We start from the raw sequence: 23,162 nt of genomic DNA, 5'->3' as shown, positions 1-23,162 counted from the left end.
CGGCGGAGGCGCCGAAGAGGAAAGGCATGTGCGAGGCGGGAAGCGGCAGTGTGTTCCATTCGTCCCCTCCTTCCGGAACCGACCAGGGGGGCGACCCTGCATCATCGGCCGGGTCTTGGCAATCCTGCGGGCGCCCTGGGCCTCGGCGAGCGTGATGGCGCCTTGCGGCGGCACGGCTTCCATCCGACAATGGTTCGCATTGGCCGCCGGCCCTCGACGGGGCGTTTCCGGATGGCGCTTTTTCGGCGGCGTCCGTGAAGGGGAGATCGGTGGGCGAGGACGTTTTTCTTCAAAATTTCAACCAAGGGCTGCTTCACATCGAGCATTCGAGGCTGCCGGAGGCGGTGACCAGCTTCCAGGCCGCCGCCGCCCTGCGTCCGGAGCATCCGGTGCCGTGGTTCCTGTTGGGGGTCACCCTGCGGACGGCGGGCCGTGCGAGGGAGGCCGCGGCGGCGCTGCACGCGGCGCTCCGCCTGCGGCCCGAGCATCCCGACACGCTCTTCCACGTCGCCTCCACCCATCTGGAGCTGCTGCGGCCGGACCGGGCCCTGCCATCCCTGCGTCGCCTGGTCGCCTTGCAGCCGGACCGGACGGGCGCGGCGTTCACGCTGGGCGGCGCGCTGATGGCGCTCGACGACCCGGAGGCGGCGGAGCGCGCCTTCCGGCTGGCGGCCCTGCTGCAACCCGACGACGCGGCGGTGAACAACAACGTCGGGGCGGCGATCATGGCGCAGCGGCGGCTCGGGACGGCCGTCGGGCATTTCCGGCGCGCCATCCGTCTCGATCCGGCGCGGCCCGAGCATCGCAAGAATCTCGGCGTCGCCCAGCTCATGCGCGGCGAGCTGGAGGAGGGGCTGCGCGAGTACGAATGGCGCACCCGCCAAACGGTCTGGCAATGGAACCGGGCGTTTCCGGGCAAGCCGGCCTGGGACGGCGGTCCGCTCGCCGGCCGGACCATCCTTGTCCATTACGAGCAGGGGCTGGGCGACAGCGTGCAGTTCGTCCGCTATCTCCCGCTGCTCAAGGCCAGGGGCGCGCGAACAATCTTCGAGTGCCAGCCGGTGCTGAAGCGGCTGCTCGCCAGCGCACCCGGCATCGACGCGCTGGTGGCGCGCGGGGAACCCCTGCCCGATTTCGATTGCTGCCTGTCCCTGATGAGCCTGCCGTACCGGTGCGGTGCCCGGGCGGACGGGATCCCCCGCGACATCCCCTATCTGCGGGCCGATCCGGAGCGGACGGCCTTCTGGCGCGCGCGGGTCCCCGAACTGGTTCCCGGGCAGGGCAGGGCGGGCGAACTCCGCGTCGGCATCCAATGGCGCGCCGACGGCGGCGACCGCTCCATCCCGCTGGAGTGTTTCGAGCCCCTGTCGCGGCTTCCCGGCCTGCGGCTCTTCAGCCTGCAACGGGCGACCGGGCTGGACGAGCTGGAGCGGCTGGGCGGGCGGTTCGGAATCATCGACCCGCCGGACCGCGGCGACGGCGCGGAGGGGTTCCTCGACACCGCCGCGCTCGCGGCGTGCATGGATCTCGTGGTTGCCTGCGATTCCGTGGTCGGGCATGTTGCCGGCGCGCTGGGCAAGCCGGTGTTCCTGGCGCTGCCCTGGCTGGGCGACTGGCGCTGGATGGATCACCCCGACAGCACGCCCTGGTATCCGTCGCACCGGCTCTTCCGCATGGAGCGCCGCAACGACTGGCACGGGGTCATGGCGCGGGTGGCCGAAGCCGTTGAGGAAGAGGTGCGTCGTGTCCGATCTTGACCCCGCCATCGCGCTCTACGAGGCCGGCCGGCCGGCGGAAGCCGCCGTCAAGTGCCTTGCCCTGCTGGAGACGGGATCGCGCGACGCCGACACCCTCAACCTGCTGGGCGTGTCGCTCTTCGCGACCGGCAACGGCGATGCGGCGGTGGGGCCGCTGGAGGAGGCGGTGCGGATCGCTCCCGCCCACTTTGCGGCGCGGAGCAACCTGGCCCTGCTGCGGCAGCAACGGGGCGACTGGGCGTTGGCGGAAACGCAGTTCGGCACGCTCGCCGTGCTGGATCCGGCCTTCCGGCTCACCCAGGACCGGCTCGGCGCCATGCGGCAGGAGCTGGGCGACCTGGATGGGGCGCTCCGTGCCCTGACGCGGGCGGTCCGGCTCGACCCGGTCTCCGGGCTGGCGTGGTTCAACCTCGCCTCGGTGCGCATGCTGGCCGGCCTGTTCGAGGAGGCCATGGCCGGGTTCCGGCACGCCATCGCCGAGGATCCCTCCGGCGTCCTTGCCCACATCCAGCTTGGAGAGATGCTGCTGCGGCTGGGAAGGGTCGGGGAGGCGTCGGGGATCTTCCGGCGGGCGCTGCGGCTCGACCCGGCTTCGACGGGGGCGGGGAACGGGCTGGCCCGCTGCGGGCGCTACCGCACCATGACGGCCGCCGCGGGCATGCCGACCGGCGGCGTGGCGATACGCGGGCCCTTCGAGAGCGCCACGGGGTACGGCCACTTCTGTCAGCGCATCATCCGGACGTTGCAGGGCCGGACGTCTCACGCAGGGCAGCGGGTGCCGCTGGAGGTGATCGGGATCAACGGGCCGGAGGTCTGGCCGGGCGGCGCGCTCGACCGGCCCGTTCCGGCGCGCGCGGTGGTCAACTGCCTCATCCCGCTGGCGGTGGAGCCGGTGCCGGGCCGTGCCACCGTGACTTTTTCCATGTTCGAGGCAACGCGCATCCCGCCGGCCTGGCGGCGGATGAGCGAGTCCAGCGACCTGATCGTCGTGCCGACCGAATCCTCGCGCCGCGCCTGGGCGGAGCAGGGCTTCCCCGAGGAGCGCCTGCGCGTCTGTCCGCTCGGCGTCGATCCGGTGCAGCCGGGAGGCGTGCCGGTCCTGGCCGTTCCCGGCGGGCGGCTGGTGTCGAGCTACCGGCATCGCTTCCTCAACGTCTCGGACTTCAACGCCCGCAAGAACATCGACGGGCTGCTGCGGGTCTGGCTGCGCGCCACCGCGCCCACGGACCAGGCCGTGCTCATCCTGAAGCTCGGCCGCAGCCTCGGCCCGGCCGCGCGGGCGCGGCTCGGCGCGCTGGTGCGGGGGGCGGAGCAGGCCGTGGGCCGGCGGCTGGCGGAGGCCGCGCCGGTGGTGCTGGTCGACCGGCTGCTCACCGACGAGGAGATGACGGGGCTCCACCGCGCCGCGACCCATTACTGGAGCCTGTCGCATGGGGAGGGCTGGGACCTGCCGATGACCAGGGCCGGGGCCATGGGGCTGGGGCTGATCGCGCCCGCCCACTCCGCCTATCTCGACTATCTCGACGAGGGAAGCGCGCGGCTGATCCCCTCCTCCGTCGGTCCGGCCCGCGTGCCGGGGGAAAGCGGCTTCTACCCGCCCTTCCATGGGCTGGACTGGTGGGTGCCGGACGAGGAGGCCGCCACCGCCATCCTGACGGGCATCATCCGGGGCGGGGACCGCCTGCCATCCGCCCGCGATCGTCTGCTGGAGCGCTTCACCTGGGAGCGCTCGGCCGACCGCCTGCTGGCCATCCTCGACGAGGCGGGCCTGCGCTGATGGGAACGGAGGGGATCTTCGCCGCCGCGCTGGCCGAGCATGAGGGCGGCCGGCTCGCGGCGGCGGAGGCCGGCTACCGCGCCGTGCTCGCCCAGGAGCCCGCCCATCCGCAGGCCAACAACAACCTGGCCGTCATGCTGCGCCAGTCGCGGCGCTGGGAGGAGGCCGCCGCTTGCCTGCGCACGGCGGTGGCGGGCTGGCCGGAGGATGCGGGCGTGCGGAGCAACCTCGCCTGCACGCTCGGCGAGCAGGGGCGCGCCGCCGAGGCGACGGCCGCCCTGCGCGTCGCGCTCGCGCTCAAACCGGACGCTCCCGGTTCCTGGTTCAACGCCGGAAATCTTCTCAAATCGGCGCGGAGCCCCGAGGGCGCCAGGGTGGCCTACCGGCGGGCGATCCTCCTCGATCCGGAGATGGGCGGGGCGCTGAGCAATCTCGGCGACCTGCTGCGCGAGGAAGGGGCGCTGACGCAAGCGGTGGAGAGCTATCTGGCGGCAATCCGGGCGCAACCGGATCTGCCGCAGCCCTTCGTCAATCTGGGGGAGGCGCTGAAGGACCAGGGGCGCATCACGGAGGCGATCGGCATTCTCCAGAAGGGGCTGGAGCGTCACCCGGACATGGCGCTGATGCGCTCCAACCTGCTGCTGGCGCTCCACTACTCGCCCTGGATTCCGCCCGAGGTCATCGCCCGCGCGCACGCGCACTGGAACGAGCGTCACGCCCGGCCGCTTCTCGACGGCGCGAAGCGCTTCGCCAACGACCGCGATCCGGACCGGCGGCTGCGGGTCGGTTATGTGTCTCCGGATTTCTGCCATCACGCCTGCGCCCATTTCATCGAGCCGCTGCTGCGCGAGCACGATCGCGGCGCGGTGGAGGTCCTCTGCTACGCCACCGGGCGGCGGCGGGACGGCGTGACCTTGCGGATGGAGTCCCTGGCCGCCGGCTGGCGCTCGCTGGCCGATCTCGACGACGCGGCGGCGGCAGCGCTGGTGGAGCGGGACCGCGTCGATCTGCTGATCGATCTGGCCGGCCACACGGCGGGCGGGCGGCCCCTGCTGTTCGCGCGGCGGCCGGCGCCGGTGCAGGCGACGTGGCTCGGCTATCCCGACACGACCGGCATGCCGGCGGTGGATTATCGGCTGACCGACGCCATCGCGGACCCACCGGGCGAAACCGACGGCTGGCACGCCGAGCGGCTGGTGCGGCTGCCGCGCGGCTTCCTGGCCTTCCAGCCGCCCGCCGGCGCCGGCCCGGTCGGAGAGGCACCGGCGGCCGCCAACGGCTTCATCACCTTCGGCTCCTTCAACAGCCTGGCCAAGCTGACCCCGGAGGTGGTGCGGGTGTGGTCCGCCCTTCTGGCGCGAGTGCCGTCGGCCCGGCTGCTGCTGAAGTGCCATGGCCTGGAGGACGTCGCGGTGCGGGACACCGTCCGCCGGGACTTCGCCCGCCGGGGCGTGCGGCCCGAGCGGATCGAGCTTCTGACGCCGGTGGAGTCCGCCGCCGCGCATCTGCGGGCCTACGGCCGGATGGACGTGGCGCTCGACCCTTTTCCGTACAACGGCACGACCACGACGTGCGAGGCGCTGTGGATGGGGGTGCCGGTCGTCACGCTCGCCGGGCGCCATCATGTGGCGCGGGTGGGCGCCAGCCTGCTGACCCGTTGCGGGCTCGATGAGCTGATCGGACGGGACGAGGCCGGCTATGTCGAGGCGGCGGCATCGTTGGCCGGCGACCTCGGCCGGCTTTCCGGGCTGCGCCGGGGCATGCGGGCACGGCTGGAGGGTTCGGCGCTTCTCGACCACCGTGGCTTCGCACGGTCGGTGGAGGAGGCGTACCGGGTCCTGTGGCGCGGGTGGACGTCGGGCGGCAGTCGCGCCTGAGCGTGGCGTGCCCGCTCCGCCGGGGCCTTGCTGCGGCCGGGCGTCGTCGACCGCCCGGTTGTCCGGCCTGTGCTGGACGTCGTCGCCATCGGACATTCAACGCCTGAGTTCGATAAGGTTAATTATCATGTTGGTTTCTGTGGAGAGCCAACAAGTATTCAAGGTATTTTGCGGAATTCATAAATATTAATGCATGCTTGTAGATTTGGACGAATTCAGCCTTTGATTTATCATGGTTAATAATTCATTAATTACGAGTGCCGTCACAAATCGTTTGATTTTGTTTTTGGACTTTCTTGAAACCATTCCCCTAAGTGATCATGACCTGCCTTTTTTTGAAGCAATCGCCTTAGGGTTGTTTCGATGGGCGGATCTTCGGTGCGAGGGCCATGCCCTGGGACCATGATCGTCAAGCTTCCTGTTAGGAAGCCTCTTGAGTGGGGATTGGTATGGCTGCCGGTGGAACTCTGACCCTTGCTGCGGGCGCAACCGACTACATCTTCGCCAAGGGGGAGACCTGGTCCGGCATCAAGGGCCTTGGCACGCGTGGCGTCACGCTGCAAACGCAGGGCATCACCGCCACGGTCACCAACCTCGACCACATCAACGGTGGCGTCAACGCTCCGGCCAGTGGCATCAAGGACGTCATCACGCTGGGGGGGGCGGGCGGCAACACCATCACCGTTCGATCGCTGGAGACGTTGATCGGCAGCGGCGGCTACGACCGGGTCACGGGCACCTCGATCGGCTCGACCATGGCGGTGGAGTCGATTGAAACCTTCATCGGCACCACCACCGGCACCCATCTGATCGTCCTGACGAGCAGCGCCGGCAACACGATGTCGGTGGGCTATCTGAAGTCGATCATCGGCAGCGCCGGCAAGGACGTCCTCGATTTCGGTGCCGCCGGCGCCTTGGGAACCACCACCGCCGTCGGGTCGATGGAGACGCTGATCGGCACCTCCTCGGGCATGGACCTCATCGCGACCGTCGCGAACAGCAGCAACACCGTCCAGGTGAGCGGCATCGAGATCTTTCTCGGCAGCAGCACCGCCACGTTCAGCGACGTCGTCAGGCTCGACAGCCGGGGCGGCACCATCGGCGTGGGCTATGTCGAAACGCTGATCGGCAGCGCCGCCGCCGATGTCGCCGCGATGGCCTTCAAGACCGGCAGTCTCGACATGAAGGCGGGAACCGGCACCCTTGCCGTGTCGTCGGTCGAAACCATCGTCGGCGGAGTTGGCGGCCGCAGCGCCGCCGTCCTGCTGGATGTCGGCACCACCGTCACCGTCGCCAGCCTCAACACCCTGATCGGCGGCAGCGGCAACGACGTCGTCACCATGACGCTGCGGGATGGAACGCCCGTCGTCGGCGATCTTCCCATCGCCTGGATCACCACCGGCAGCACCATGATGGTGGAAGCGCTGGAGACGGTGATCGGCACCGCCGGCGAAGACGCGCTCATGGCGTTGAGGAACGTCGACAGCACGATGAGCGTCCGGGCGATCGAGACGATCATCGGAAGGGCCGGCAATGAAACGGTGCTGCTGGGAGCCGGCGGCAACACGGTCAAGGTCGCCTATCTGGAAACGCTGATCGGCGGCTCCGGCAACGACGTCATGTCCGTGACCGGCGCCAGCGCCAACAGCGGCATGACCACGATGGTGACGTCGGTCGAGACGCTGATCGGCGGCGCCGGCAACGACGTGGTGGTGCTCACCGAAACCACGGGCACCGTCTATGTGTCCGGGATCGACACCATCTTCGTGGGCGGTCAGGCCGTTGACCTCGGCAACGCCGATCGGCTGTTCGTCTTCCCGATGGCGCTGTCCGCGCCCTCGGCTCCCAGCCTCGGCGCCGGTTCGGACAGCGGCACGCTTGGCGATTCCAGGACGAACGCGACCCTGCCGACCCTGACCGGCACGGCCGCGGCGGGCAGCGTCGTCACCCTCTATGGCAACGGCACCGCGCTGGGCAGCGGGACCGCCGACGGATCCGGCCAATGGGCGGTCACGGCGACCACGGCGCTCGCCGACGGCACCTGGACGATGACGGCGAAGACCGTCGCCTCCGGCATGGAGAGCGCGGCGTCGGGCCCGCTGCTGCTGACCATCGACACGACGGCGCCCACCGCGCCGACCCTGTCCTACGCGCCGGGGTCGGACAGCGGCCGCTCCGCCTCCGACGGCGTCACCAACGTCGCGACGCCGACCGTGACGGGCACGGCCGAGGCGGGAAGCACGGTCACCCTGTACCTCGACGGGGCGAGCGTCGGAACGACGACCGCCAGCGGCACCGGCGCCTGGTGGATCACCGCACCGGTGGTTCCCGAGGGCGGCCACACCCTGACCGCCCGCGCGGTGGACACCGCCGGCAACACCAGCGCGGCCTCGGCCGGCCTCGCGTTCACGGTGGACACCACGACGGCGGCCCCCACGGGCGTGGCGCTGACGGCGGCGAGCGACACCGGAACCCTCGGCGACAACCTCACCGCCGTCACCACCCCGGTCATCGGCGGCACGGCGGAGGCCAACGCCGTCGTCAGCCTGTACAAGGATTCCAGCACCCTTCTCGGCAGCGCGACCGCCGACGGGAGCGGCGTCTGGCGGATCACGCTGGGCGCGCTGGCCGAAGGCGCGCACACGCTGACCGCGCGCGCGGTCGATCTGGCGGGGAACGGCAGCACCGCCTCGACCCCGCTCATCGTCACCATCGACACCACGCCTCCGGTCGCCCCCTCCGCCCCGTCGCTGACGGCGGCGTCGGACAGCGGCAGCTCCTCCTCGGACCGGCTGACGAACGTCAGAACGCCGACCTTCACCGGCACGGCCGAGGCCAACAGCGTCATCGACCTCCTGGTCTCCGGCAGCGTGGTGGGAACGGGCACCGCCGACGGGTCCGGCGCCTGGACCGTGACCGCTGGCAGCCCCCTGGCGGACGGGAGCTGGACCTTCTCCACCCGCTCGCGCGACGCGGCCGGCAACACGCGGGACGGCGTGGGCAGCCTGATCGTCACCATCGACAGCACGGCGGACGCGCCGGGCGGCCTGAAGCTGACCGCCGCCACCGACAGCGGCCGCAGCTCGACCGACGGCCTCACCAACAATCTCTCGCCCACCGTCGCCGGCACGGCGGCGGCCGGCGGCGTGGTGACGCTCTACGACGGCGCCGTGGCGCTCGGCACGGCGACGGCCAACGGCCAGGGCAACTGGGAAATCGCCACCAGCGGCCTCTCCGTCGGCGCGCACACGCTGACGGCCAAGGCCATCGATGCGGCGGGCAACACCAGCCTTCCCTCCGCCGCCTTCACGGTCACGGTGGACACCAGCGCCGCCGCCCCGACCGGGCTGGCCCTGGCGGCGGCCTCGGACAGCGGCGTCACCGGGGATTCGCGGACGAACCTCGCCACACCCTCGGTCACGGGAACGGCCGAGGCCTCCAGCATCGTCCTTCTCTACGAAGGCTCGACCCTGCTGGGCCAGACCACGGCGGGGAGCGACGGCGGCTGGACGGTCACCTCCAGCGCGCTGACCGGCGCCGTCCACACGCTGACGGCCAAGGCCATCGATCCGGCCGGCAACACCTCCGTGGCGAGCGGCGGCCTCGCGGTCACCATCGACCTGACGGCGCCGGACGCGCCGGGCGCGCTCTTCCTGAGCTCGGACAGCGGCACGCCGAACGACAACCGGACCCGTGTGGGAACCCCGGTGATCACGGGCACGGCCGAGGCCGGCAGCACCGTGCGCCTGTACGAGGGCGCCACCCTGCTCGGGATCGGCACGGCGGACGCCTCCACCGGCGTCTGGACGGTCACCTCCTCCAGCCTGGGGGAGGGGGCCCACACGCTGACCGCGCGGGCGGTTGACGCCGCCGGCAACACGGGCGCCGCCTCCGCCGCCTTCGCCATCACGATCGACCAGACCTCGGCCACCCCGAGCGGTCTGGCGCTGAGCGGCGCCACGAACAGCGGCAGCACGGCCGACACCTTGACCAACGCGCTGGCCCCGACGATCACGGGCACGGCCGAGGCCGGCGCCACGATCACGCTGTACGGCGGCGGCTCGACCGCCACCGCGACGGCCGACGGTTCGGGGCACTGGTCCGCCACGATCACCGGGCTCGGGGAGGGCGACCACACCCTGACCGCCTCTGCCGTGGACATCGCCGGCAACACCAGCCAGATGTCCGCCGGGCTGGTCATCAGCATCGACCGGACCGGGCCGGGGCTGTCGACGCCGACGGCGGACACGGCCGGGCCTTCGGGCCAGTTCACCCCGATCCTTTCGGGGACCGCCGAGGCCAACAGCGTCGTGACGCTGTACGACGGCTCCTCCGTCGGGGCGACGGTGCTCGGGGTCGCGACCGTCGACAACACCGGCCTGTGGTCGATCACCACGACGGAACTCGGCGGCGGCACCTACACGATGACCGCGCGCGCGCTGGACGCGGCCGGCAACGAAACCGTCACGACCACGTCGCTCACCGTGACCGGGCGCATCGGCGTGCCCGGCGGCCTGCAACTCGTCTCCGATTCCGGCGTGACCGGCGACGGGATCACCAACGCGACCTCGCCGACCCTGACGGGAACCGCGCTCGCGGGTGCCACGGTCTCCCTCTACAGCGGGCTGACGCTGATGGGCAGCGGCACGGCCGATGGCAGCGGCCTCTGGACCATCGTCTCGACCGGCACGCTGGCGGCCGACGGCACCCACACGCTCCAGGCCAGGATCGACGCCTACGGGACGGTCCTCACCTCCTCGAGGCTGACGGTCACCATCGACACGACGGCGCCCGACCAGCCGGGGGCGCTGGCGCTGCAAGCCGGATCGGACAGCGGTTCGGTCGGCAACGACCGCATCACCAACCTCGAGGCGGTCACCGTCACCGGCACCGCCGAGGCGCGGAGCGTCGTCACGCTGTACGGCGACAACGGGGCCACGGCGCTGGGAACGGTGACCGCCTCGGACAGCGGGACATGGGCGCTCGGCACCGGCTCGCTGGCGGCCGGCGTCCACACGCTCGTCGCCCGGACCGTCGACGTCGCCGGCAACACCAGCGCCGCGTCCGGCGGGCTCGTCGTCACCATCGACCGCACGGCCGACGCGCCGACCGGCCTCGCCCTGGCCAGCGGATCCGACACGGGTCTGGCGGGCGACGCGATCACCAGCGTCCTGGCTCCGACCGTCACGGGAACGGCGGAGGCCGGCGGAATCGTCTCGCTGTACAACGGCTCCAACCTTGTCGGCACCGCCACCGTGGCGGGCGACGGCCGCTGGTCGGTGACCACCTCCGCGCTCGGCAACGGCACGCACAGCCTGACCGCGCGCCTCGTGGACATCGTCGGCAACACCAGCAACGCCTCCTCGGTCTTCGCGGTCACCATCGACGCCTCCGCCCCCGACGCACCGGGCGGGCTGTCGATCGACCCGGCCGACGACAGCGGCGTCCGCGACGACGTCACCAACATCGCCACCCAGACCATCAGCGGAACGGCGGAAGCCGGCGCCACCGTCATCCTGTACGACGGCGCCACCGCCCTGGGCACGCAGGTGGCGACCGGCGGGATCTGGACGATCGCAACGGGACCGCTCGCCGAGGGCGCGCACACGCTGACGGCGCGGGCCATCGACGTCGCCGGAAACACGGGGGCCGCCTCGGCGGCGCTGACCGTCACCATCGACCTGTCCACCCCGGCGCCGAGCGCCATGGCCCTGACCGCGGCGTCGGACACCGGCTACAGCGCCACGGACCGCCTCACCAATTCCACGACGCTGTCGCTGACCGGTTCCGCCGAGGCGAACAGCGCCGTCACCCTCTACGACAACAACGGCGGCAGCCTGACGCCGCTGGCGACCCTGGTCGCGGACGGCGCCGGCGTCTGGTCCTACACCGGAAGCGGCTTCGCCGAGGGCGTGCACACCCTCACCGCCACCGCGGTGGATCCCAGCGGCAACACATCGAGCGGCGCCGGCACGCTGGTGGTGACGGTCGATCTGACCGTGGAGGCGCCCGGCGCGCCGGTCCTGGCCACCGCGTCGGACACCGGCACGCAGGGCGACGGGCTGACCCGGCTGCTCGCGCCCACCTTCACCGGCACGGTGGAGAGCGGCGCCGTGGTGTCGCTCTACGACGGCGGCAATTTCGTCGGGATGGGCACGGCCGACGGCGCGGGCGTCTACGCCATCGAGACGCCGCTGAGCAACGGCCTGCACACGCTGACGGCGCGCGTCGTCGACGCCGCCGGCAACGCCACGGCCGCCGCCTCGGCCCCGCTCATCATCACGATCGACGCCGTGGCGCCCGACGCGCCGTCCGCCCCGCTGCTGGAGGCGGCGTCGGACAGCGGCGCGCCGGGCGACAATCTCACCTCCAACGCCACGCCGACCGTGACCGGCACGGCCGAGGCGCTCAGCACCGTCCACCTCTACAAGGGCGGCGTCAGCGTCGGAACGGCCACCGCCGACGGGTCGGGCGCCTGGACGATCACCGCCAGCAGCCTGTCCGACGGCGTGAACACGCTGACCGTCCGGGCCGTGGACGACGCGGGCAACACCAGCAGCGCCTCGGGCCAGCTTCTGCTGACCATCGACACCACGCCCCCGACTCCGGGCGGCTTCGCCCTGACGGCGGCGACGGACAGCGGTCGCGTCGGCAACGACGCCGTCACGGCGGTGACGGCGCCGGTCATCACCGGCACCGCCGAGGCCGGCAGCGTCGTCACGCTCTACTACCCCGACGGCACCACCGTCCTGGGCAACGCGACGGCGGACAGCCTCGGCCAATGGTCGGTCGCCAGCCCGACGCTGGGCGAGGGGCTGTACACGCTGTCGGCCCATGCCGTGGATCCGGCCGGCAACACGGCGGTCGTGGCGGCGGCCCTCATCCTCAACATCGACCTCACCGTGCTGCCCTCGTCGGCGCCCAGCCTGACCGCCGGCTCCGACACCGGCCTGGCCGGCGACCGGCTCACCAGAATCACCACCCCCACGGTGAGCGGAAGCGCCGAGGCCCACAGCGTCATCACGCTCTACGCCGGCGCCGCGCTCGTCGGCACGGGAACCGCCGACGGTTCGGGGAACTGGTCGGTCACCACCGGCACGCTGATCAACGGCACCCACACGCTGGTCGCCCACGTCACCGACCTGGCCGGCAACAGCACCGCCGCGGCCTCCGCCCCGCTGATCATCACCATCGACACCGAGAACCTCATCCTGTCGGATCTGGCCCTCGCGGCCGGGGACGACACCGGGGAATCCGACCGCGACAGGCTGACGAAGCTCGCCACGCCGACGATCGTCGGCACGGCCGAGAGCTTCAGCGTCGTCACCCTGTATGATGGAAACACCAGCGTCGGCACGGCGACGGCCGGCGCGAACGGCGCCTTCTCGCTGACCACGAACGCCCTGTCGCAGGGCGAGCATTCCCTGACCGCGCTCAGCGTCGACCGGGCCGGCAACACCTCCACGGTGTCGAGCGGCATCGTCCTGTCGATCGACCTGACCACCCCGCAGCCCAGCCTGCTGATGGCCGCCGCGTCCGACAGCGGCGTCTCGAACAGCGACCGCCTCACCAACCACCAGATCCTGCCGCTGAGCGGCACGGCCGAGGCGAACAGCACCGTCGTTCTCTACAACGGCGCGACCGCGTTCGGCACCGTCCTGGCCGACAGCCTGGGCGGCTGGTCGCTGCTGTCCCCCTCGCTGGCGCCGGGCAGCCACAGCCTGACCGCCGAGGCGACCGACCGCGCCGGGAACCGCTCGACCTCCGCCGCCCTCGTCGTCACGATCGACATCGTCGCGGACGTGCCCTCGCTGGAGCTGTTGGCCGCGAGCGACAGCGGGGTCACCGGCGACCGCAAGACGAACGACTCCACGCCCGACATCACCGGCACGACGGAGGCCGGCGGCTTCGTCTCGCTCTACGAAGGCAGCACGCTGCGCGGAACGGCGACCGCCGACGGCGCCGGCCTGTGGACCATCACCAGCAGCCAGATGGGCAACGGCGCGCACACGCTGACCGCGCGCGGCACGGACGCGGCCGGCAACACCAGCGCCCTGTCCTCGGCGATCGTGATCACCATCGACACGGTCGCGCCGAACGCGCCGACCGGCGTCACGCTCGCATCCGCTTCCGACAGCGGGTCGTCGAACACCGACCGGGTCACCAACGTCACGGCCCCGACCCTGTCCGGCACGGCCGAGGCCAACAGCACGGTCACGCTCTACAGCGGCGCCACGGCCGTCGGCACGGCGACCGCCAACGGCACGGGGGCCTGGACCATCACCGCCGCGTCGCTGGCCGACGGCGTGAACACGCTGACGGCGAAGGCGGTCGACGACGCCGGCAACACCAGCGCCGCCAGCTCGCCGCTGACCGTCACCATCGACACCGTCCAGGCCGCGCCCGGCACGCCGGTCCTGGGCGCCGCCTACGACAGCGGCAGCTCCAGCACGGACGGCATCACCAACATCGTCAACCCGACGATCACCGGCACGGGCGAGGCGGGCAGCGTCGTCACCCTCTACGACGGCGGCACGAGCTTCGGCTCCACCACCGTGAACGGGCTGGGCGTCTGGTCGATCGCCACCGGAACCCTTCTTCCGGGCACCCGGACCCTCACCGCCCGCGCGGTCGATGCCGCCGGCAACAGTTCGGCGGCCTCCGCCGGGCTGGTCATCACCATCGACACCACGGCGGCGGCGCCGGGAACCCCGTCGCTCGCCGTCGACAGCGGCGTCTCCGGCACGGACCGGCTGATCAACACCGGTTCGCCGACCCTCGTCGGCACGGCCGAGGCGAACGGCCTCGTCCGGCTCTACGACGGCGCCAGCCTCGTCGGCTCCGGCACGGCCGACGGTTCGGGCGCCTGGACGATCACCGCCAGCGGGCTGGGCACGGGCGCGCACACGCTGTCGGCCCGCATGGTCGATGCCGCCGGCAACACCAGCGCCGCCTCCGCGACGCTGACGATCACCGTGGACACCACGGCACCCGGCGCGCCGGGAACCCCGTCGCTCGGCGCCGGCTCGAACAGCGGATCCACGGCCGACAGCATCACCTCGGTCTTCGCGCCGACCATCACCGGCACGGCCGAGGCGAACAGCCTCGTCACGCTGTACGACGGCGCGACGGCTCTCGGCACCGTGACCGCCGACGGCGGCGGCGTCTGGTCGGTCACCACGCCGTCGCTGGCCGACGGCGCGCACACGCTGTCGGCGGTCGCGCTCGATCCGGCCGGCAACACCAGCGCCGCCTCCGCGCCGCTGACGGTCACGATCGACACCACGGCGGCGGCCCCGACGGGCCTCGCCCTGGCCACCGTCTCCGACACCGGCCTCGTCGGCGACAACCTGACCTCCGCCACCACCCCGACCATCACCGGCCGGGCGGAGGCGGGGAGCACCGTCACCCTGCTGGAGGGAACGACGGTGCTCGGCACCGCCACCGCCGACAGCGCGGGCGTCTGGTCGATCACCAGTTCCGTCCTGACGGGCGGCACCGGAACGGCGCATTCGCTGATCGCCACGATGGTCGACTTGGCGGGCAACACCAGCGGTGCGTCCGCCGCGCTGACCTTCACCATCGACACCGTGCCGGACGATGTGTCGATCGAGCTTGCCCAGGCTTCGGACACCGGCTCCTCCAACAGCGACCGGATCACCTCCGACACCCGGCCGACGCTCACCGGCACGGTGGGCACGGTGAGCGCGGGTGCCGGCCAAACCGTCATCATCACGAGCGCGTTCAACGGCGGGACCGCCGAAGCCTTCGGAACGGTGGTGGCGGACGCCGCCACCGGCGCCTGGAGCTTCACGCCGTCGGGCTCCCTCGCGGCGGGCGTCTACAATTTCGGGATCACCTCCTTCGACAACGCGGGCAATCCCGGCGTCGGCGGCGTCACGGTGACCATCGACCTCACCGCCGACGTGCCCGGCGGGCTCGATCTCGCCACCGCGTCGGACAGCGGCCGGGGCACGGCCGACGACAAGACAAACGTCACGACGCCGACCATCACCGGCACCGCCGAAGCCGGCAGCACCGTCACGCTCTACGACAACGGCGCCTCCATCGGGACGGTCACGGCGAACGGGCTCGGCGCCTGGTCCTTCACGACGCCGACGCTGGGCGACGGCACCCACAGCTTCACGGCCAGGGCCGTGGATGTCGTTTACAACACCAGCGGCCTCTCCGCCGCGCTGGTCGTCACCATCGCCACGCAGGCCGACGCGCCGGGCAATCTGGAGCTGGCGACCGATTCCGGCAGCAGCGCGACCGACCGCCTGACCAACGTCGCGTCGCCGACGATCCGCGGCACGGCCGGGGCCTCCAACACCGTCATGCTGTACGACGGCTCGGCCCTGGTCGGCATGTCGACGGCGGGCCTCGACGGCAACTGGACGGTCCAGGCGATCGGTCTTGCCGATGGCGAGCGCACCCTGACGGCGACGACCATCGACCTGTTCGGCAACACCAGCGCCGCCTCGGCCGCCCTGCTCGTCACCATCGACACCGCCGCGCCCCAGCCCTCGTCGCTCGTCCTGACGGCGGGCTCCAACAGCGGCTCGACCGGCGATCTTGTGACCAACGACGCGACGCCGGTCCTGACCGGCACGGCGGAGGCGGGCAGCGTGGTCACGCTGTACGACGGCGCAACGCTCCTCAATACGACGACGTCCGACGGTTCCGGCGCCTGGACGATGAGTTCGCCGTCGCTGAGCGAGGGCGCGCACAGCCTGACCGTCATCGCGCGGGACGCGGCGGGCAACACCGGCGCGGCCTCCGCGCCGCTCGTCATCACCATCGACCTGACCTCGGCGACGCCCTCGGGACTGGGGTTGGGCACCGGCTCCGACAGCGGCGCGCTGACAAGCGACCGCGTCACGAACGTCGCCACCCCCACGGTTCTGGGCGTGGCGGAGGCGAACAGCGTCGTCACACTGCACGACGACGTAAGCGGCCTGAACATCGGCACCGCCACCGCCGACGGCTCCGGAATCTGGTCCATCGGCGTCGCCTCGACCCTTGCCGACGGCACGCATTCGCTGACGGCGACCGCCATCGACGTCGCGGGCAACACCAGCGCCGGCGGCGTCCTCGTCGTCACGATCGACACGGTGGCCGCCGTTCCAACCGCCCTGGAGCTGACGCCGGACTCCGACCTCGGCCGCTCGAACAGCGACCGGCTGACCTCAGACAGCACGCCGACGGTGCGCGGAAGCGCCGAGGCCAACAGCGTCATCACGCTGTACGACGGCGACGTCTTCGTCGGGGTCGGAACCGCCGGCGGCGACGGCCTGTGGTCGGTGACGGCCGGCGCCCTGACGGAAGGCGTGCACACGCTCACCGCGCGAGCGACCGACGTGGCCGGGAACACCAGCGAGGCTTCGGGCGGGCTGGTCGTGACCATCGACCTGACGACGGCCGTCCGCTCGATCATGCGGGCGAGCGGAAGCGCCGAGGCCAACAGCGTCGTCACTCTCTACGAGGGGGTGAACCTCGCCGGCGAGGGCATCAATTTCTTCGGGTCGGTGACGGCCGACAGCAACGGCCTGTGGACCCTGACGGCGAGCGACCTGGGCGTGGGCGACCTCACGCTGACGGCCGTGGCGCCCGGAGCCTACAGCACCGCGGGCGCGTTCAGTGCTCCGCTCGTGACCATCGACCTCGTGACGCCCGTCCGCTCGATGCTGCTGGCACCGGATTCCGATACGGGCGCCGCGCGCGACGACCTGCTCACCAACGACACCACGCCGACGCTCGTCGGCATGGTCGAGGCGGACAGCGTGGTCACGCTGTACGACGGCGTTCTCGCGGTGGGCACCACGACGGCCGATGCCAACGGCGCCTGGACGATCACCTCGGCGACGTTGAACACCGGCCTGCGCCAGCTCTCGGTCACCACGGTCGACAAGGCCGGGAACACGGCGACCTCCGCGTCGGGGTTGGCGATCACGATCGACACGACCGCGCCGTCGGCGCCCGGCGCCCCGGCGCTCAGCCCCGACAGCAACAGCGGCCGTCTCGACAACCTCGTGACGAACGTCCGGCAGCCGGTGCTGACCGGCAGCGCCGAGGCGAACGCGCACATCCTGCTGTACGCCAACGGCACGCTGGTCGGCGAGACCGACGCGGACGCGTCCGGGAACTGGTCGGGGGGCACCTCGACGCTGGGCCTCGGCTCCCAGATCATGACCATCAAGGCCGTGGACGCGGCCGGCAACACGTCGTCCGCGAGCAGCGGCCTGACGCTGACCATCACGCCGGAAAGCACCGCTCCGACGGGCATGGGGCTGGCTCCGGCGTCCGACAGCGGCGTCGCGGGCGACCGGCTGACCAACCTCCGGACCCCGACCATCACCGGATCGGCGGTGGCGGACAGCGTGGTGACGCTGTACGACTTCATCACCGTCGTCGGGACCGGGACGGCGGACGGCAGCGGTCTCTGGTCGATCACGACCGGAAGCCTGGGCGGGTCGAGCTACACCTTCACCGCCACGGCCCTGGACCCCGACGGGGTCGAATCGCCGCTGTCGGCGCCCTTCATCTTCAGCATCGACACCACGGCGCCCACCGCGCCGACCGGTCTCGATCTCGCCAACGACGACGACACCCTGACGAACAACGCCAGGCCGCCGATCACCGGCACGGCGGAGGCCGGCAGCACGGTGCAACTGTACGACGGCGCCACGCTCGTCGGCTCGGCCACGGTCGACGGCAGCGGCTTGTGGACGGTCAGCCCGTCCTCGGCCTTGTCCGACGCGGCGCACAGCCTGACGGTCCGCGCGGTCGACGCGGCCGGCAACACCTCGGCGGCGTCCAGCCTGCTGATCGTGACCGTCGACACCGTCGCGACGGCGCCCGGCGCCCTCGACCTGACGACGGACAGCGGCACCAGCGGCACCGACAACCTGACCAACGTCGCCACGCCGACCATCACCGGCACGGCGGACGCCGGAGACAAGGTCGTGCTGTACGCCGGTGCCACCGCCGTGGGAACGGCCGTGGCCGGAGGCGGCGGACTCTGGACCATCGCGGCCTCCACCCTGTCCGACGCGGTGCACACGCTCACCGCCATGGCCTTCGACGCCGCCGGAAACACCTCGGCGGCCTCGGCGGGGCTGGTCGTCACCATCGACACGGTCGCGGCGCCCCCGACCGGCCTCGGCCTTGCCAATGAGGCGGGCACGCGGACCCGCAACACCACCCCGACGGTCACCGGCACCGCGGAGGCGGGCAGCACCGTCGTTCTGTACGAGGGGGCCGTCTCCCTCGGCACGGTGACGGCGGACTCGACGACCGGCGCCTGGAGCCTCTCGGCGGGCCTGCTGAGCGAGGGAGCCCACACGCTGGGCGCGACAGCCCTCGATCTGGCCGGCAACAGCTCCTCCGCGTCCAGCCCGCTCATCGTGACCGTCGACACCGTGGCGCCGACGTTGCTGGCGACGTCCTCCGTCAACGGAAACCGGCTGACCCTGACCTTTGCCGAGGCGATGAGCCTCGCGGCCTCTCCCCACCGGACCACCGGCATGAGCGTCATGGTCGATGGCGCGCCCCTCGCCATCATCGCCGCCTTCGGCACGGGCACCAGCACCGTGACCCTGACGCTGGCGTCGGCCGTCTCCGTCGGGCAGGTGGTGACCTTCAGCTACGATCCGACACTCACCGGCAGCGCCCTGTCCGACGAGGCGGGCAACGAGATGGCCAGCCTCGTCGGGCAGGCGATCATCAACGCCACGCCCGCGCCGCCGTCTCCCCCGCCGCCGCCGCCGCCGGCACCGACGACGGTGGTGGACGGCGCGCAGTTGACGGTGACGACGGGCACGGACAGCGTGGGCCGCCCCACGGAGTCCGTGGTGATCGCTCCGATCACGGAGAACCGGACCGACACGGACGCCAAGACCAGCCTGGCGGATGTGCCGCTCGCCGGAACCACCGCCAACCCCCTGCTGGAGGCCAGCTTGCCCGTGGGCGTGGGCCTGACCGCCAGCGGCGCGACCTCCGGCCTGACGCTGGGCGAGCTGGCCGGGACCTTCTCCAACCTGCTGGGCGCCGCCCCGCTGGCGCGCTCGACCGTGTCCAGCGCCGGCCTCACCCAGGTGCTGCCCTCCAGCGCCCCGGTGACGCTGCGCAGCGTCACGCCCACGGTGGCTTCGGGCGTGGCGCCGGCCGTGCCGATCACCATCACCGGCCTGGCTCCGGCCGGCCAGGCCTCCGCCGTTCTGCTGGACGCGCGCCATCTTCCGGCCGGCACGGTGGTGAACCTGCAAAACGTGGACTACGCCCTCATCACCGGTGCGGTCACGGTGGGCGGTGGTGCCGGCTCCAACGTGGCGATCGGCGACGACGCCAGCCAGACCATCATCCTGGGCGCCGAAGACGACACGCTGCGCGGCGGCGGCGGCAACGACATCATCGGCAGCCGGGAAGGCCGCGACCTGCTGTACGGCGACGACGGCGACGACCTCGTGTTCGGCGGACTCGGCTACGACCGGCTCCAGGGCGGCACGGGCAACGACACGCTGCTTGGCGGTTCGGGGGTGGACGTCGCCCGCATCGAGGCGAACTTCGCCGACGTGGTTCTCACCCGCGGGCCCTATGGGGCGCTGACCATGACCAGCGCGACGCTCGGCGTGGACGTCCTGGAGGAGATGGAGCTGCTGCGCTTCGACGACCGTGTGGAACTGGTCAACGCGCCGACCTCCCCGATCACGAAATCCGGTATGGGCCTGTTCTTCGAGAGCGATTACCTCGCCGACAACCCCGACGTGGCGCAGGCCGTCGCCCAGGGCACGTTCACCAGCGGCCTGCAACATTACCAAACCTATGGTGCCGCCGAGCAGAGGCTGGGGGCCGTGTCCCTGGACGAGCAGTTCTATCTTGCCCAGAACCAGGACGTCGCCGCTGCGGTGAAGCGGGGCGAACTCGCCAGCGGCCTTCAACACTACCTGACCTATGGCGCCAAGGAGGGCCGCGATCCGAACGCGCTGTTCGACGAGGAATGGTACCGCCAGAACAACGCCGACGTCGCGGCGGCCTTGCAGGCCGGCACCTTCGAAAGCGGCTACGAGCACTACGAGGCGTTCGGCTGGAAGGAAGGGCGCCGGCCGTCCAGCTGGATGGACACCACCACCTATCTGGCGGAAAACCAGGACGTCGCGATGGCCGGCGTCAATCCGTTGTCGCACTTCCTGGATTACGGCGCCCGCGAGGGCCGCGTCATCAAGGCGGCCGACAGCGGTCTCTGGCTAAGCTGACGGCGGCCGGGGCGGGAAAAGGGAAGGGGCCGTTCCGGCAACGGACGGCCCCTTCCCTTTTCCCGCCCGGACCTGGGGACGCGCCCCTCGTCGCGACGCTCAGGCCACCAGCGTGCGCAGGGCGTCCGCGACACGCCGCCCCACGTCGCTCCAGTCCCCCGACATGGTCTGGCGGAAGAGCCGCATCGTCGGGTACCAGGGCGTGTCGTCGCGGTCCTGGAGCCAACGCCAGCAGCCGTCATAGCGCGACAAGACCCAGACCGGCTTGCCGAGCGCCCCGACGAGATGGGCGACCGAGGTGTCCACGGTGATCACGAGATCCAGCCGCAGAACCAGCGCCGCCGTGTCCGCGAAATCGGTGACGGCTCCCATCGGATCGTGGATGTCCATTCCCGCCGGCGGATCGGCAAGCTGCGCCGCCGGACCGCCCATTTGCAGGTTCACGAAGCGCAGGTTCGGCACCTCGGCCAGCGGCGCCAGATCGCGCAGGGTCATGCTGCGCCGACGGTCGGTCAGGTTCGCGCGCAGCAGGCCCGGCCGGGGATCGCCCGACCACACCAGCCCGACCCGCAGCCCGGCGCCCGGCAGGGGCTGGCCCAGCCATTTGTCGATCGCCTCGGCCGGCGGGTGAAGATAGGGAGTGCCGCCGGGGATCGTGCCCAGCTCGGTGCCGAGCAGCCGCGGCAGGCTCATCAGCGGGCAGTGGAAGTCCGGAACCGGGAAGGCCTCGGTCAGCGCATGGACCGCGGCCACACCGGGCATGCCGGCGACCAGCCGCTTCAGCGCCGGCTGGACCGCCAGCACCACGCGCCCGCCCTGCGCCGCGACCAACGGTGCGTAGCGGACGAAATGCAGGGTGTCGCCATGCCCCTGTTCGGCGTGCAGCAGGATGGTGGCGCCGTTCAGCGGCTCGCCCCGCCAGGCCCGCAGCTGCGCGTTCACCGCCGGGAGCTGACCCGTTTCCCAGCGGGCCTCGTAAAAATCCCAGCCCTCCTTGAGGCGGCCGGCCTTGAGCAGCGCCAGCGACAGGTTGAAGCGCGCATCGGGATGCGTCGGTTCCGCGTCCAGCGTGCGGCGGAACAGGCGCTCCGCCTCGTCCAGCCGGCCGAGGTCGAGGTTGACGATGCCGAGATTGTTCAGCGCCGAGATATGCGACGGCTTGAGTTGCAGGGCTCTCCGGCACAGCGTCGCCGCCTCGGCGAAATCGTCACCGTTGCGGGCTTGCGACCGCTGGATGTAGCCGAGGTTGGCGTAGGGGTCGGGATGGTCCGGTTTGAGCGCCACGGAGCGGCGGCAGAAGCCGGCGGCGCCCGGGCCGTCGTTCAATTCCCACACCGCGCTGGCGAGGTTGTTCCAGGCTCCGGGATGATCGGGGGACAGGCACAAGGCGCGGCGGTAGGCCCCGGCAGCCTGGGCGTGGTTCTTTTCCCGGGAGGCGGTCGCGCCGAGATTGACGTAGGCCTGCACCGTCGCCGGCTCCAGCGCCACCGCCGCCCGGTAGGCGAGTTTAGCGTCGGCCAGCCGTCCCGAGAGCAAGCGGGAGTCGGCGACCGCCAGGATCTCGCTCGCCGCGGCCAGACGAAGCCGGCAGAAGCGCTCCAGCAGGGCCGGCGCGTTGTCGTCCGGCCGGGGGTGCCTGAGAAGATTGGCGAGCGCTTCCGGATAGGCCGGACTGAGCGTGAGGGCCAGGCGGTACTGATCCCGCGCCTCGTCCGGCCGGCCGAGCGCGCGCAAAGCCTCGCCAAGGCTGTTGCGATAATAGGCCTGCGTCCTGTCGACCGTGAGCGCCCGGCGCAGCCAACGGCCGGCGATCTCCGCCGCCCCGGCCTGCAACGCCGTCACGCCAAGCAGGTGGAGCACATCCCCATGCGACGGTTCGGCCGAAAGAATGGCCCGGTACAAGTCACCCGCCGCCGAATCCCCCGCTTTGTGCCGGGCGACCGCAGAGGCAAGCATCGACCTTACGTCAAGCCGCGCGGCCCCTGCATGCTCCCCGCCCTCAGGCTTGAAGGCCTGCTGGCCCATGTCCTCACCCCGTCTCTGCTGCGCCAGGAAATCCATTGAAACACATATCACTTTCCACGACGTCGGTGTGGAATTCGGCCTGAGAACGCGGAACGGCGCGCGGCTGGGATCCTGCGGTGTCGGTGGTGGAGCGGTTTCCTTGCGCAAGGCCTCCGGTCGACGAGCATCGGTCGGAGGCGGGAGCCGATCGAGGCGAATCGCCACGCCTGACGATCCGGCGGCAACGCGCGTTGGTTTCGATCCGCCGATCCAGCGTCCACGGGGCAGACCAGGAGCGAGCCTGTCCGGGAAACGCGAACCCTCTCAGGCCCCGGGCGGGAAGCCGGGCCGGGACGCCCAGGCGCCCGCTCCACACCAAGCCCTCATTCATGGAAGAATTTTGCGGGAAATGAATGATGAGAGAAAAAATTTTTCATATACGAACGCCCCCTCAGCCAAAAAAGTGAAAAAATCTCACGAGAACCATGACATA

Annotated in this window: 5 protein-coding genes; 4 read left to right on the top strand and 1 reads right to left on the bottom strand. The window is 71.4% G+C overall.

Annotated elements, in window-relative coordinates:
• The first annotated feature begins 269 nt into the window (after window positions 1-269).
• The 4 genes from JN22_RS30210 to JN22_RS30195 all read left to right on the top strand — a co-directional run bounded on the left by JN22_RS30210 (window position 270) and on the right by JN22_RS30195 (window position 20,665).
• Entirely contained in the window at window positions 270-1,757 is a 1,488-nt protein-coding gene (locus tag JN22_RS30210) for a tetratricopeptide repeat protein (RefSeq protein ID WP_179166309.1), read from the top strand.
• On the top strand, window positions 1,744-3,534 hold the full coding sequence (locus JN22_RS30205) for a tetratricopeptide repeat protein (protein ID WP_179166308.1): 1,791 nt from the start codon (window positions 1,744-1,746) through the stop codon (window positions 3,532-3,534). The genes JN22_RS30210 and JN22_RS30205 overlap by 14 nt, the downstream gene beginning before the upstream one ends.
• On the top strand, window positions 3,534-5,411 hold the full coding sequence (locus JN22_RS30200) for an O-linked N-acetylglucosamine transferase, SPINDLY family protein (protein WP_085557630.1): 1,878 nt from the start codon (window positions 3,534-3,536) through the stop codon (window positions 5,409-5,411). The genes JN22_RS30205 and JN22_RS30200 overlap by 1 nt, the downstream gene beginning before the upstream one ends.
• Window positions 5,412-5,860: 449 nt before the next feature.
• On the top strand, window positions 5,861-20,665 hold the full coding sequence (locus JN22_RS30195) for an Ig-like domain-containing protein (RefSeq protein WP_085557629.1): 14,805 nt from the start codon (window positions 5,861-5,863) through the stop codon (window positions 20,663-20,665).
• Between the two features lie 99 nt (window positions 20,666-20,764).
• Here the strand turns inward: JN22_RS30195 and JN22_RS30190 are convergent, their stop codons facing one another.
• Window positions 20,765-22,525: a tetratricopeptide repeat protein gene (locus JN22_RS30190; protein ID WP_179166307.1), complete on the bottom strand. Its 1,761-nt coding sequence runs from the start codon at window positions 22,523-22,525 to the stop codon at window positions 20,765-20,767.
• Between the last annotated feature and the right edge of the window lie 637 nt (window positions 22,526-23,162).

Source organism: Azospirillum agricola, assembly GCF_020005195.1.
Classification (GTDB): domain Bacteria; phylum Pseudomonadota; class Alphaproteobacteria; order Azospirillales; family Azospirillaceae; genus Azospirillum; species Azospirillum agricola.
Note: the sequence above shows the minus strand (reverse complement) of the source record. Positions and strands in the feature narration are given on the sequence as shown.